Origin of the sequence: Corynebacterium sp. AOP36-E1-14 (assembly GCF_052377495.1) — a bacterium.
Taxonomy (GTDB): domain Bacteria; phylum Actinomycetota; class Actinomycetes; order Mycobacteriales; family Mycobacteriaceae; genus Corynebacterium.
The window spans coordinates 1-13,539 of sequence record NZ_JBQSWV010000021.1; the positions used below are offsets into that span (position 1 = coordinate 1).

The 13,539-nt window shown below is 67.8% G+C and carries 11 protein-coding genes; 4 read left to right on the forward strand and 7 right to left on the reverse strand.

Going from position 1 to position 13,539, the window contains the following annotated elements; genetic code table 11:
- Positions 1-1,654: hypothetical protein (locus tag ACT3TD_RS10360; RefSeq protein WP_444637988.1), on the reverse strand; the 1,654-nt coding region annotated here is incomplete at its 3' end.
- Positions 1,651-2,343 (reverse strand): ABC transporter ATP-binding protein, encoded by a 693-nt coding sequence (locus ACT3TD_RS10365; protein ID WP_301443846.1) that lies wholly within the window; start codon positions 2,341-2,343, stop codon positions 1,651-1,653. The genes ACT3TD_RS10365 and ACT3TD_RS10360, both read right to left, overlap by 4 nt.
- A 384-nt stretch (positions 2,344-2,727) precedes the next feature.
- On the opposite strand from ACT3TD_RS10365, the gene ACT3TD_RS10370 reads away from it, so the two are divergent.
- Positions 2,728-3,729, forward strand: coding sequence for a sensor histidine kinase (locus tag ACT3TD_RS10370; protein ID WP_441582066.1), 1,002 nt, complete (start codon positions 2,728-2,730; stop codon positions 3,727-3,729).
- Positions 3,726-4,373 carry a response regulator transcription factor gene (locus ACT3TD_RS10375; RefSeq protein ID WP_301443844.1) on the forward strand — a complete coding sequence of 216 codons (648 nt, stop codon included), beginning with the start codon at positions 3,726-3,728 and terminating at the stop codon, positions 4,371-4,373. The genes ACT3TD_RS10370 and ACT3TD_RS10375 overlap by 4 nt, the downstream gene beginning before the upstream one ends.
- A gap of 157 nt (positions 4,374-4,530) precedes the next feature.
- Here ACT3TD_RS10375 and ACT3TD_RS10380 read toward each other — a convergent pair whose 3' ends face one another.
- A complete protein-coding gene (locus ACT3TD_RS10380) occupies positions 4,531-5,586 on the reverse strand; it encodes a 3-isopropylmalate dehydrogenase (RefSeq protein ID WP_301443863.1) in 1,056 nt (351 codons plus the stop codon).
- 174 nt (positions 5,587-5,760) lie between these two features.
- Between ACT3TD_RS10380 and ACT3TD_RS10385 the strand changes: the two genes are divergently transcribed.
- Positions 5,761-7,149, forward strand: a complete 1,389-nt coding sequence (locus ACT3TD_RS10385) for a glycosyltransferase 87 family protein (protein WP_301443864.1) — start codon at positions 5,761-5,763, stop codon at positions 7,147-7,149.
- A 64-nt stretch (positions 7,150-7,213) separates the two neighbouring features.
- On the opposite strand, the gene ACT3TD_RS10390 is transcribed toward ACT3TD_RS10385, so the two are convergent.
- From ACT3TD_RS10390 to serA, 3 genes are all read right to left on the reverse strand, one after another.
- Positions 7,214-8,434, reverse strand: coding sequence for an MFS transporter (locus ACT3TD_RS10390; protein WP_301443865.1), 1,221 nt, complete (start codon positions 8,432-8,434; stop codon positions 7,214-7,216).
- Positions 8,431-8,976 carry a MarR family winged helix-turn-helix transcriptional regulator gene (locus tag ACT3TD_RS10395; RefSeq protein WP_301443866.1) on the reverse strand — a complete coding sequence of 182 codons (546 nt, stop codon included), beginning with the start codon at positions 8,974-8,976 and terminating at the stop codon, positions 8,431-8,433. Before ACT3TD_RS10395 ends, ACT3TD_RS10390 begins: the two co-directional genes overlap by 4 nt.
- A 171-nt stretch (positions 8,977-9,147) precedes the next feature.
- Entirely contained in the window at positions 9,148-10,743 is a 1,596-nt protein-coding gene (serA, locus tag ACT3TD_RS10400) for a phosphoglycerate dehydrogenase (protein ID WP_441578839.1), read from the reverse strand.
- Between the two features lie 280 nt (positions 10,744-11,023).
- Between serA and ACT3TD_RS10405 the strand changes: the two genes are divergently transcribed.
- Positions 11,024-12,388, forward strand: a complete 1,365-nt coding sequence (locus ACT3TD_RS10405) for a CitMHS family transporter (RefSeq protein ID WP_301444036.1) — start codon at positions 11,024-11,026, stop codon at positions 12,386-12,388.
- Here ACT3TD_RS10405 and ACT3TD_RS10410 read toward each other — a convergent pair.
- Positions 12,385-13,359 carry a cation diffusion facilitator family transporter gene (locus tag ACT3TD_RS10410; RefSeq protein ID WP_301444034.1) on the reverse strand — a complete coding sequence of 325 codons (975 nt, stop codon included), beginning with the start codon at positions 13,357-13,359 and terminating at the stop codon, positions 12,385-12,387. The two genes, ACT3TD_RS10405 and ACT3TD_RS10410, sit on opposite strands and share 4 nt — an antisense overlap.
- Positions 13,360-13,539 lie beyond the last annotated feature (180 nt).

Sequence of the window (13,539 nt, forward strand, 5' to 3'; positions counted from 1 at the left end):
CGATGCCGCCGAGAACACCGCTGACCCGGGCGCGGGAGAAGCTGAGACGACGCATCCCGGTGCGCGTCCCCTGCAGGTCCCCGGCGAACCCGACCACCGCATGCACCAGGGCGACGACGGCGATCAGCCCGATTCCGCCGACCATGCCGGCCAACGAGTCCATCTGCCCCTGCTGCTCCGAGTCGATCTGCTCTTCGACGACCTCCTGCGGGGCCAGCCAACGCACGTCCGGGACCACCTCATTCACGTCTGCTGCGCCGGCGACGAAGGTGCGCTCACTCATCTCCCCCTCAACCGCTGACACGCTGAGAGGGAAGGACGTCCCGTCCACCGTGAGCCCTCCACCAAGGGCGGAGTCGCGGTCGACGACGGCGACCACCGTCACCTCACGGCGGACACCGTCATCGTCCCTGACCAGTATCTTCTCACCGAGTTCCCAGCGCTCGTCTGCAGCGACGTCGTCGCCTCCGATCTCGGCGAGGGATCCGGCGAGAACCGTCCCCTCCACCGACAACTGGCCGATCGAGACGGGATCGACCCGGTGCACGGGAAGCTGGTCGACGGAGTTCACACCCTCCAACCACCCGGGGTCCGTGTCCAACGGAGACACGGTGAAACCAGCCTCACGCGCCGCGGTTGACTGCGCTTCAGTCAGGTCTCGAGCGGTTACCGCCGTGGCCTGCAGCGAGGCCGCGCTCCGGTTCGCGTCCCCGATCGTGCTGGTCAGTGCAGCAAGGGCCGCCGTGCCCCCGAGCACCACCAGGAGGGAGGCGACCAGTGACATCCCTGCGACGCGACGGGCCCGGTCGTTGACGACGCCGCCGATAAGCATGCGTCCGGTCCCTCCGCGCCGCAGCAGCCAACTGACCACACGCAGCACCGGCACGGCGAGTCCCCACATGAGAAGGAGGGTGCACAGAGCGATTCCGAAGGACATCTCATTGAAGTTGTCCATGGTCGTCGTGGCGTCGTGGAGTGCCCACAGGGCCATCGCCGCGCCAACGCCCACGGCGTAGCGGAGCGGCGTAGCCAGTACCCGCAGGATGCGACGGCCTCTGCCCGGGCGCCGTGCGTCCGCCTCAATTCCTGCGAGGTGGCGCCCCTGCCACCACACGGTCACGATGCCCCATGCGGCCAGGCAGATTCCGGCCAGAACCGTGGGGCCGGGCATCCACAACGAGCCGAGCTCGGTTGTCACCAGCCCGATCCGGCCCAGCAACCACCTGTAGGCCAACCCTGCCACCGGCGACAGCAGGAGTCCGAGGACAACCGCCACCACAGCGAGGGCAAAGGTGGCCCCGGCAATCCGTAGCCGGACCAACCTCCGCGAAACCCCCAGCAGTCGCAGTGTCCTCGAGGTCGGTGCCAGGCTGGACACGAGGAACTGCGCGACCGAGAGGAGGAGAATGACCCCGACCACACAGGCAATCGCGGAAACCATGAACGCGAACGTCGCGGTCCCCTGGTAGTTCGCCCACGTCGCGGACACCTCGGTGGTCACGACGTCCGACGCTCGGTAGCCGTCGGCCACCTGGGTGGCACGAACCGCGGTGCCGATGACACCGCCGGCCAGGCCGGTGAGCAGGGTAACGACAGTGAGAAAGCCAAGGCAGACGGTGCGGTGACCGGCCAGCATCAGTCGGAACATCGTCACGCCGGATCACCCGCAGACATCGCGTTGACGATCGTTCCGTCCCGGAGTTCCAGCGTCCTGTCCGTCACCGCGGCAACGTCGGCATCATGGGTGACCATGAGGATGCTCGTACCGTCCGCCGCGAGCTCACGCAACAGCGCCACGACGACACGGCCGTTCGCCTCGTCAAGTGCACCCGTGGGTTCGTCAGCGAAGATGACCTGCGGGGACACGGCCACCGCGCGGGCGATCGCGATCCGCTGACGTTGCCCGCCGGACAACTCATCCGGCCGTGACCTCAGATAGTCCTGCATCCCGACCCTCGACAGCGCTTCAGCGATGCGGTCACGGCTCGCGTGACCGCCTGCCATGCGTATCCCCAGCGCAATGTTCTCCTGGACGGAGAGGAAGTCGAAGAGGTTGTACTCCTGGAACACGGTCGCTGTGGTGGTGGCCCGGAGACGCGACCGCCTCCCGTCCGAGAGATCCCAGAGGCCGGTGTCACCGTAGTTGACGACTCCTGAATCCGGTCGGACGATACCGGCGAGAAGGTTCAGGAGCGTCGACTTCCCAGACCCCGACCGGCCCATCAGAGCGAGGAAGGAACCCGCCGGGATGCTGACGTCCACACCTGCGCCGGCCGCGCCGCCGATGACCGGTCCGTCTTGCTCCCGGTAGGTCTTGGTCAATGCATGCGCGGTGATGTCCATGTCCCCACCCTGCGGTAGTGAGGGCTCAGGATCGAGAGGAACCCGGAACGTCGGGAGCTGGCTCCACCCCCGGAAGAACGGTGGAGGTGAGTCCACCGACACGCGTGCCCCTGACCACTACACTTACTGACCGTGGAGTTTTAAGCGAACGATCCATCGAACGCCCCTCAGGCACCCAGGTACTGGCCGGCGGGGTTCGACGTCCGACCGTGGAGATTCCTCGCTGACCGAGGTCCGTGGCGGGTCCTGCCCTGGACCCTCCTCCTTGCAACCCTCTTCCTCCCAGCCCTTGTCACGGCGCTCATCCTGTTGCCGTGGCTGCCGTTGAGTGCCCGAGCATCGGATTCAGTCGGTCGTCTCGGTTCCCGGTGGATGAGGGTCTCCGTGCCCGACCGCCCGGTCAACCGGTGGTTCGACTGGCGGCAGACAGCTGAGCTCTGCGCCCAGCTACTACTGTCCTTCGCCGCTTTCCTGCTGTCGCTGAGCCTCGGTCTCCTCACCTGTGTACTTGCCGCAACCCCCTTCATGTGGGCCAGCCGCGGCTTCCCGGGAGGCACCGGAATCGACCTGGGGGTCCTGGAGATCCACGACACCGGGGCTCTCGTCGCCATCGTCGGGGCCGGAGCTGCAGTCTGCGCCCTCGCTTTCCTGTACGCCAGCTGGGTCATCACCGGCTGCTCGGTCGCTGTTACCGTCGCCTCGAACTCGACGGTTTCCCCCGACGTCGCCGAGATCACCCGGTCACGGGCCGTCCTGGCAGATGCCTTCACAGGCGAACGTCGCCGCATCGAACGCGAGCTCCACGACGGTGCCCAGCAATACCTCACGGCGCTGCAGCTCAATGTGGCCGCGCTGGAAATGACTGCGCGGACGGGACAAGAGCTGACTGAGCCCATGGACAAGGTGAAGGTCAATGCACGGCAAGCTCTCGAATCGCTACGGGCCACCGTCCGCGGCATTTACCCTCAGGTGCTGGCCGACAAGGGTTTGGTGGCCGCGGTGGACGAACTTGTCTCCCATTCCGGGCTCGATCACCGCTTCGTCCTCGACGGAGCCGAGGATGACTTCCGCCTCACCGACACCCCCGCCCTCCTGCTGTACCACTGCACCGCAGAGGCTCTGACGAATGCCGTGAAACACGGGGATGCCGACGCCGTACGGGTCACCCTGTCCGACGACAACGGGCACACCGTCCTCGCGGTCGACAACAACGGCACTGGCACCGGCACGGGCTCTGCGAAGGTAGCCGCCGCCTCCGACGGAGGAGGCACAGGCATCGCCGGACTCACCGAGCGCGCCGCCGCGCTGGGAGGGACCGTGCAGTTGTCAGATCTTGGTACGTCACAAGGACGATGGACCACACGACTGGAAACGAGGCTTCCATGAAGATACTGCTTGCCGAGGACACCACACTGCTTCGCGAAGGCCTCGTCGGACTTCTGGAGTCCGCCGGGCACGAGGTCACCGCGGTCGTCGACGCCGACTCACTGCTGGCTGCTGCTCAGTCGGCATCCCCCGATCTCATCGTCAGCGATGTCCGGATGCCACCAACAATGACGGATGACGGGCTCGCGATGGTGCACCGGCTTCGTCAGGACGCGGACGAGCACCGACTGTCCGTCCCCGCGCTGATGCTGTCCCAATATGTGGCGGCCGCCTACCTCGACGACCTCCTGGAGCACGACGGCTTCGGATACCTGCTCAAGGAACGTGTCGCCGATGTCGATAACTTCCTCACCGCCATAGCGAGCGTCGCAGACGGTGGGACAGTCGTTGATCCGGAGGTGGTGCGCGCCCTGGTGAGTTCCCGGCGCAGCGGCATTGGCGATCTGACGGCGCGCGAACGCGAGGTCCTGGAGCACATGGCGGCCGGCGACTCGAACTCTCAGATCGGCGAGAAGCTCTTCCTCTCCCCTGGTGCCGTGAGCAAACACGTGGCCAACGTGTTCATGAAACTCGGGATGCTGCCTTCGGACGAGAACCGTCGGGTACGGGCGGTGCTGACCTGGCTACGTCACGCAGGTCGGTAACCGGCGCCTCCCCCACCCCTCGCTGCACCGGCCCACCCCGATGTAGCCAGATCACCCTCCCAGGTAGCCGAATCGCCCGATCGCCTTCCTGGGCGGGCGACTATTCCGCAATGGTGCGGCAACGCGGAGGTTCAGCCAGACTGCAGCCAGACCACAGCTAGACCGCGGCGGCGATCCGGTCGCCGACCTCCACGGTGCGCACCGGGGACCCGTCACGCGAGCCGGCCTCGGCGAGCACCGCGGCCTCGATCCGCTCCGCCTGCGACACGCGCAGGGCCGCGTCCTCCCCGGTGGCCCCCTCGTCGTCGGCGAGGTGGCGCAGCAGCAGCGCGGCGGACAGGATCGCCGCACACGGGTCGGCGATCCCCTGCCCGGCGATGTCCGGCGCCGAGCCGTGGACGGGTTCGAACATCGAGGGGTTGCGGCGCGACGGGTCGATGTTGCCGGAGGCCGCCAGACCGATCCCGCCGGTCACGGCGCCGGCCAGGTCGGTGAGGATGTCGCCGAAGAGGTTGTCGGTGACGATCACGTCGAAACGTCCCGGGTCGGTGACCATGTAGATCGTCGCGGCGTCGATGTGGCAGTAGTCCACGATGACGTCCGGGAAGTCCGCGCCCACGGTCTCCACCGCGCGTGACCACAGCCCACCGGCGTTGACCAGCACGTTGGTCTTGTGCACGAGGGTGAGCCTGCCGGAGCGGGCCTGGGCGCGGGTGAAGGCGTCGTGCACCACGCGCTGCACGCCGTACCAGGTGTTCTGGCTGACCTCGCTGGCGACCTCGTTGTCGGTGCCTTCACGCAGTGTGCCGCCGTTGCCGCAGTACAGGCCCTCGGTGCCTTCCCGCACGACCACGAAGTCGATCTCGCCGGGGGCGGCCAGCGGGGAGGACGACCCGGGGTACAGCTTCGCGGGACGCAGGTTCACCGCGTGGTCGAGGCGGAAGCGCAGCGGCAGCAGCAGACCTCGTTCCAGCACGCCGGCGGGCACCGAGCGGGGGTCGCCGATGGCGCCGAGCAGGATGGCGTCGTGGGCACGCAGGGAGTCCAGGTCGGCGTCGGTGAGCAGTTCACCGTTGCGCAGGTAGCGGCGCGCCCCCAGGTCATAGTCGGTGGTGTCGATGGTCTCGTCGCCGGTGACCGCGTCGAGGACCTTCAGGGCCTCCGCGGTGACCTCGGTACCGATTCCGTCTCCGGCAATGACCGCGAGTTTCATTCTGTGGACCCTTTCTGGCGTTTCTGTCTCACATCGTTGGAAAAATCCTTCCACAGGCTACCACGCCGCGCCGTGGGCCTAACTCGCCGCGGGACACGACTGGAGCTACACTTTACTTTCCCCGACGGACGTTCCTTCGTCGCGTCCACCACCCGTCCCCGGAAGGCAGCTGCCTTGACCTCGCACCACCCCACCGACACCACCCCGACCGGGTCACCGGTCACGGCAGCCCCGCCGTCCCCGCCGGCGGCGGGCCGTCCTCTCGCAGGACGCACCGTCCTGACCGTAGGTCTGGCCCTGGTCCTGGCCGTGGTCGCCTACCGCGAGACCCGTCCGGTGGTCTTCGAACGCACCCTGGACCTCTACAAGGTGCCCACCGACTTCATGGTGTACTTCCGTGCCGGTGAGGCGTTGGCCTGTGGCGAGGGCATCTACGACGGCCCGCTCTACGGTCACCTGCCCTTCACCTATCCGCCGTTCGCCGGCAGCATCTTCCGCTACGTGGCCTCCGCACCGGCGGAGATGTCGGCGACGTTCTGGCAGCTCGCCTGCGTCGGCGCACTGGTCGCGGTGGTCCTCGGCACGCTGGTGCAGCGCGGATACCGGCTCGACACCGGGACGATCGCCCTGGGCGTGGCCGCCGCCATGGCTGCACTGGCTCTGTCTCCGGTGCGCGACAGCTTCTTCTACGGCCAGATCAACATGCTGCTGATGCTCCTGGTCGCCCTGGACTTCCTGCGCACGCGTGACCGGCTGACCGGCATCGGCGTGGGTATCGCCGCGGGTCTGAAGCTCACACCGGCCTTCTTCATCCTCGTCTTCCTCATGCAGCGGCGGTGGCGCGAGGCGGCGACGGCCACGGCGACCTTCGCCGTCACGGTGGGCATCGGGTTCCTGACGGTGCCGGACGCGATGCGCTTCTGGACGTCCGCCATCTTCGACTCCTCCCGGATCGGCAGCGACACGGTGTCCGCCTCGCAGTCGCTTAAAGGCTTCACCGAGCGCACCTTCGACAGCGACACGACGGGCACCGCCGTGTGGCTGGTGTCGTGCGTGGTCGTGGTGGCGTTGCTGTACGTGGCGGTGCGCTGGGCCACGCGTCGGGGCAACCAGGCGCTGGTGATGGCCCTCGGCGGGATCACCGCGTGCCTGATCTCCCCGTTCTCCTGGCACCACCACTGGGTGTGGCTGGTGCCGCTGGTGGTGTGCCTGGTGGACCTCGGGGTGCGCGCGGCGCCGGCGTGGCCGGGACACCGGGTGCGGTCCTGGTTCTCCTCGCAGGTCGGCGCGCTGCTGGCTCTGCTGGTGGTGTGGGTGGCGATGATCCCGTTCGTCAGCCACCAGGTGTCGGTGCACTGGTCGTTCATCGGCCAGCAGTACATGTCCGTGCCGTGGAACAGCATGTGGGTGCTGTGGGGCGTGCTGATCCTCGTGGCCTTCGCCGCGGTCGGTCTGGTCGACGCGGTGCGCTCGCGTCGCACCGAGACGGGCACCGAGACGGGTACCGAGACCGGCACCGTCCCCGCGGAGGAGCCGACAGACAGCAACCCCGCAGGACGCTGAGAGCGTCCTGCGGGGTTGTGGACCCGCGGGCGGCGCCGGCACGGCGCCGGGGAGGGTTCGCGGGCTACACGGCCTCGGGGCCGTGGACCTCGACGTGGTCGCGGGACGCCATCATCACGAGGATGGCGACGACGGCCACGACGGCGGCGACGTAGTAGGGCACGGCGACGCCGACACCCTCACCGATCTTCGTGGCGGCGAAGGGGGCGATCACGCCACCCATCCAGCGCACGAAGTTGTACCCGGCGGACGCCACCGGCTGCGGGGCGTCCGACACGCTCATGGCCATCTCGGTGTACATCGTGTTGTTGATGCCCAGCAGGGCGCCGGAGAGCACGACCAGCACGACCACGACCGGGGTGGTGTCGTGGAAGACGCCGAGCAGGGCGTAGATCACCAGCAGGCCGACCAGGGTGGCGATGGTGGTGTTCGCCGCACCGATACGGTTCTGGATCAGCGGGGCGATGAACACGGAGAACACCGCGAGGCAGCAGCCCCAGCCGAAGAACACCGCACCGATGCCGATCTCACCGAAGCCGAGGACGAACGGGGTGTAGGCCAGCACGGTGAAGAAGCCGAAGTTGTAGAACAGGGCGGAGAAGGAGACGCCGAACAGGCCGCGGTGCTTCAGGGCCTTCAGCGGGGCGGTCACGCTGGTCTTCTCGGCCGGCGGCGGGGTGGCCGGCAGCTTGAACAGCAGGACGACCAGGGCGATGAGCATCAGCAGGGCGGTGCCGAAGAAGGGTCCGCGCCAGTTCAGGGAACCCAGGGCCGCGCCGAGCAGCGGGCCGGCGGCCATGCCGAGGCCGAGTGCGGCCTCGTAGAGGATGATGGCCACGGCACGTCCGCCGCTGGCCACCGACACGATCACGGCGAGGGCCGTGGCGACGAACAGGGCGTTGCCCAGTCCCCAGCCCGCCCGGTAGCCGACGAGCTCACCGACGCTGTTGGACGTCCCGGCGAGGCCGGCGAAGACCACGATCAGCGCCAGGCCGGTCAGCAGCGTCTTCTTGCCGCCGATGCGGCTGGAGACGGCGCCGGTGACCAGCATCATCACGGCGGTCACCGCGAAGTAGCTGGTGAACAGCAGGGAGACCTCGGACGCGCCGGCGTCCAGGTTCTCCGCGATCGCGGGGAGGATGGGGTCGACGAGACCGATCCCCATGAACGCGAAGACGCAGGCCAGGGCCGTGGCCCACACTGCGACAGGCTGCCGCATCATCGACGTCTTCTCTGATTCGAGTGTCGCGCCGTTGAGCGTGGCCTCCTGGGTGTCCTGTCTCATTCGCGGTCGTGCCTTTCCAAGTTTCTCGATGTGTCTTCGCTGACCCGACGGATGTACGCGCTGGCGAAGGCCGTCAGCGGTTCCAGTGCGTCGGCAATGCGCCGTCGTGCGTCGTCGTCGAGCAGGTCGAAGTGCTCGGCCAGCGCCCGGTTACGCAGGTTGTTGTCCCGCGTACGTGTGGCGCGTCCCTCGTCGGTGATCTCGACGAGGGTGACCCGGGCGTCCTTGGGACTCCGGACCCGGCGAACCACGCCTGCCCGTTCCAGCTTGTCGATCTGTTGCGTCATGCCCGGCTGGGTCATGCCGTTGATCCTGGCGAGCAGCCCGATCGAGTGGGGCTCCTCGGTCAGCGTGTTGAGGATGCCCAACTGGGTGAGCGTGTGGCTCCCCCGGTGGTCGAGAAGGCGCACCATGTGCAGACCTTCCCGGAGGGCGTCGCGGAACTCGTCGGCGAGCTGGTTGTCCTCGTCCGTGGGGTTGTTCGCGGGTTTGTCCGCGGGGACGGGGGCAGGCGTGTGGTTGGCAGCATTGTTGTCAGTCACGGCAACGACCCTAACCCATAAGACAGTTATTTACATAACTCCCCGAAGTGTTATCACCCCCACCACCTACCCCCACCACTTTGCGGCGGTCGACGCTCCCCCGTCGTTGACCACCGGCAGGACGGCCCCCTCGCCGTCCCGTCCCCGTGGCAGTCCCGTCCCCCGTGGGGTCTAGCTCAGGTCGAGCAGGACGGTGCGCGACGCCGACAGGGAGTCGGCGATCTGCTCCTGCAGGTCCTGCGGGACGTCCTTGTCCACGCGCAGCACCAGCGTGGCGGAACCCTGGTCGGCGTCCTGCGTCAGCGCGGCGGCGTCGATGTTGATGCCCGCACGGCCCAGGAAGGTGCCCACGGTGCCCAGGGCACCGGGCTGGTCGTCGTAGTTGAGGAACAGGTTGAGCCCCTGTGCACGCAGGTCCAGGCCGCGGCCGTTGATGCGCACGATCTTGTCCACGCGCTCCAGGCCGGTCAGCGCACCGATCACGGAGACCGAGGTGCCGTCGCCGGTGACGACGGTGACCTCGAGGACGGAGCGGTGGGTCACGGACTCGTCCGCGGTGGTCACCGAGAGGTCCACTCCGCGCTCGGCGGCGATCTGCGGGGTGTTGACGAAGGTGACCTGCTCGTCGACGACGCCGGAGAACACGCCGCGCAGTGCCGACAGACCCAGGGCATCGACGTTCTCCGAGGACAGCTCACCGCGGGCCTCGACGTTGACGGCGGTCACGGCCTGGTCCAGCAGACCGGAGGCGACCTTGCCCAGCTTGGTCGCCAGGCCGAGCCACAGCGCGACCTCCTCGCTGACCTTGCCGCCCGTGACGTTCACGGCGTCGGGCACGAAGTCGCCGGACAGGGCCTTGAGGACGGACGCGGCCACGTCCGTGCCGGCGCGGTCCTGCGCCTCGACGGTCGAGGCGCCCAGGTGCGGGGTCACGACGACCTCGTCGAGCTCGAACAGCGGGGACTCGGTGCAGGGCTCCGAGGCGTAGACGTCGAAGCCGGCGCCGCGCACCGGACCGTTCTTGATCGCCTCGGCCAGGGCGGCCTCGTCGACCAGTCCACCGCGGGCGGCGTTGATGATGATCTGACCCTCCTTCGCCTTGGCCAGGAGCTCGGCATTGAACATGCCCGCGGTCTCCTTGGTCTTCGGCAGGTGGATGGTCACGAAGTCGGAGCGGCCGACCAGCTCGTCGAGCTCCACGAGCTCCACGCCGAGCTGTGCGGCACGGGCCGGGTTGGCGTAGGGGTCGTAGGCGACGATGTCGGTCTCGAAGGCCGCCAGACGCTGGGCGAACAGCTGGCCGATGTGGCCGAAGCCGACGATGCCGACGGTCTTGCCGAAGATCTCCACGCCCTGGAAGGAGGAGCGCTTCCACTCGTGGTCACGCAGGGTCTTGTCCGCCGCCGGGATCTGACGTGCGGCGGAGAGCAGCAGCGAGATGGCGTGCTCGCAGGCGGAGTGGATGTTGGACGTCGGGGCGTTGGCGACCATCACACCCTTGGCGGTGGCGGCGTCGATGTCGACGTTGTCCAGGCCGACGCCGGCGCGTCCCACGATCTGCAGCTTCGGGGCAGCCTCCAGGACCTCCGCGTCGACGGTGGTCGCGGAGCGCACCAGCAGCGCGTCGGCGTCCACGACGGCCTCCAGCAGTGCGGGACGGTTCGGACCGTCGACCCAACGGACCTCGACGGAGTCCCCCAGCGCGTCCACGGTGGACTGGGCGAGCTTGTCGGCGATGAGGACGACGGGACGGGAATTCTGACTCACGGATACTCCTGACAGCTGTGCATGTCCCGGCCCCTCCGGCACGACCGCGTCGAAGAGGTCAGGGCCCACGCCTGACTCCCCACACCGAAATAAGCCCAGGGGTGACGTGCGACATGGACAGCTTAGTACGTCTTTTGTCGCACGGCTCGGAAACCCCCGAGATCGTGGCCGGGGGCGCCATAAGCAGCCGTTGTGACAGGGCGCACCTCACCCTGCCATAATGTGTTGGTTCACCTATCTTTCTTGAGGAGACCCAACAATGGACTCGTTCGCTGAATCGATGCAGTCCCCGGGCGGGCTAACAGCCATAGGCCTGGGAATCATCATCGTCACCGTCGGCATCCTGCTCCGCGGCAGGAGCAACCCGACCGTCGTCATGACCCTCGTCCCGGTGCTCGGCGCCTTCGTCGCCGGCTACGGCATCAAGAGCATCGGAGACTTCTACGAGTCCGGGCTCGGATCCGTGATGAACGTCGTGGTGATGTTCATCTTCGCGATCATCTACTTCGGTATCCTCAGTGACACCGGACTGTTCACACCCCTGGTCAAGGGGCTGATCATCGCCACCCGAGGTAACGTCATCCTCGTCGCCCTGGGTACCGCCGCGATCGGCATGGTCGTCCACCTGGACGGTGCCGGCGCCACGACCTTCCTGATCACCATCCCGGCGCTGCTGCCGCTGTACAAGGCGCTGCACATGTCGCGTTACGTCCTGCTGGCCATCGTGGCCACCGCGGCGTCGGTGATGAACATGGTGCCCTGGGCCGGTCCGATCGGCCGTGCGTCCTCCGTGGTCAACCAGACCCCCGTTGAGCTGTGGCAGCACATCCTGCCGCTGCAGGGAATCGCCCTCGTCCTCGTCTTCGTGATCGCCGGCCTCCTCGGCCTCAAGGAGTCCCGCCGCATCGCCAAGCTGCGCAAGACCCCCGAGTTCGTCGGCACCGGCGACGTGGACGTCCAGACCCTCGCCGCGGACTTCGTGCAACGTGAGAAGGAGAAGCAGGAGGAGATCGGCGCGCAGATGCGCACCGGCCGCTGGGTCACCATCGTCAACATCGTCATGTCGCTGTGCATGCTGGCGCTGCTGATGTCCGGCTGGATCGAGCCGGGCCCCGTCTTCCTGGTCGGTACCGCGATCGCCCTGGTCGTGAATTTCCCGCTGTCCGGCGAGCAGGCCGAGACCCTGAAGCGTCACGCCCCGAACGCCCTGTCCATGGCCGGCGTCATCCTCGCCGCCGCGATGTTCCTCGGTGTGCTGAACGAGTCCGGCATGCTCGAGGAGATCGCGCTGAGCCTGCTGCACATCCTGCCCGACTCCGTCGGCGCGCAGCTGCACGTCATCGTCGGCCTGCTCGGTGTGCCCCTGGACCTGCTGACCTCGACCGACGCGTACTACTTCTCGGTGCTCCCGGTCGTGCAGGAGACGGTGGCGTCCTTCGGCGTCTCCGGCTCCGGCGCCGCGGCCGCCCTGATCATCGGCAACATCATCGGTACCTTCGTCAGCCCCTTCTCCCCCGCCCTGTGGCTGGCCATCGGCCTGTCCGGCGGCACGATCGGCAAGCACATCAAGCTGACCTTCCCGATCGCCTGGGGCTTCGGCATCATCATGGTGCTCATCGCCCTGGCGCTGGGCCTCACCGCCTAGACGGCGCTGCCAGCGCCCTGCCCGTCCTGCCCGTCCTTTCGGGGCAGGACGCACTCCTCGCCGCACCCGGAGTCGCACGCCTGCGCGCGCGGCGTCCTGGCGGGTGCGGCCAGGGCCTCGGTCTGCACGGTGACGTGACCGATCCCCCGGTCGGCGAACACTCTCCTCACGTCCTTCCGGACATCCTGCTCGTCACCGGTGGTGACCACGTGAACGGTCGCCATCGACGACTCGCCGTCCACCGACCAGATGTGGAGGTCGTGTGAGCCGTAGACCCCGTCCGTCGCACTGACGGCCTCCTGGACCTCGACCGGGTCCACCCCGGCGGGCACCTGCTCCATGAGCACGGTGCCCGCCTCCTTCATCAGCGACCACGCCCGCGGCAGGATCATCGCCGCGATGATCAGCGACGCGACCGCGTCGACCCAGTACCAGCCCGTCGCACCGATGACCAGGGCAGCGACGATCACGGCGACCGACCCCAGCAGGTCCACCAGGACGTGCAGGTAGGCGCCCTTCATGTTCAGCGACTCCCCTGCGCTGCGGCGCAGGATCACCGCCGAGACCACGTTGGCCAGCAGACCGACGACCGCCACGGTGAGCATCAGCCCGGTCTGGATCTCCGCGGGCCCCTCCCCCATCCGCCGGAACGCCGCCACGGCGATCCACACGCCGATCACGGCGACCGCACCGGCGTTGACCGCGGCGGCGAGCACCTCGGCACGACGGAAGCCGTAGGTCGAACGCGCGGTGGCCGGCTTCGACCCGACCATCATCGCGAAGGCCGCGACGACGAGGCCCCCGGCGTCCGACAGCATGTGTCCGGCGTCGGCGAGCAGCGCGAGCGAGCCGGACACCACCCCGCCGATGACCTGGGCGACGAAGATCGTCGAGGTCATCGCGATGACGATCCACAGTGCCCTTCCGCGGACCTGGGTATGTGAGTGATCATGGTCGTGATCGTGCGCCATGGCGAACCTCCATTTTCATTAACGGTAAGTGCTCACAGTAGAACGAGATTTGGCGCAGGTCAAGGGCGATCTTTGGGTAGCGTAATCATTATCATTAAGCGCTCCGCCGGCGCGGCGCGGCTGCGGATGCGGAATACCGCGGCGCCGCGTGCGGTTGGCCCTGAGGTAACACACCGTCGA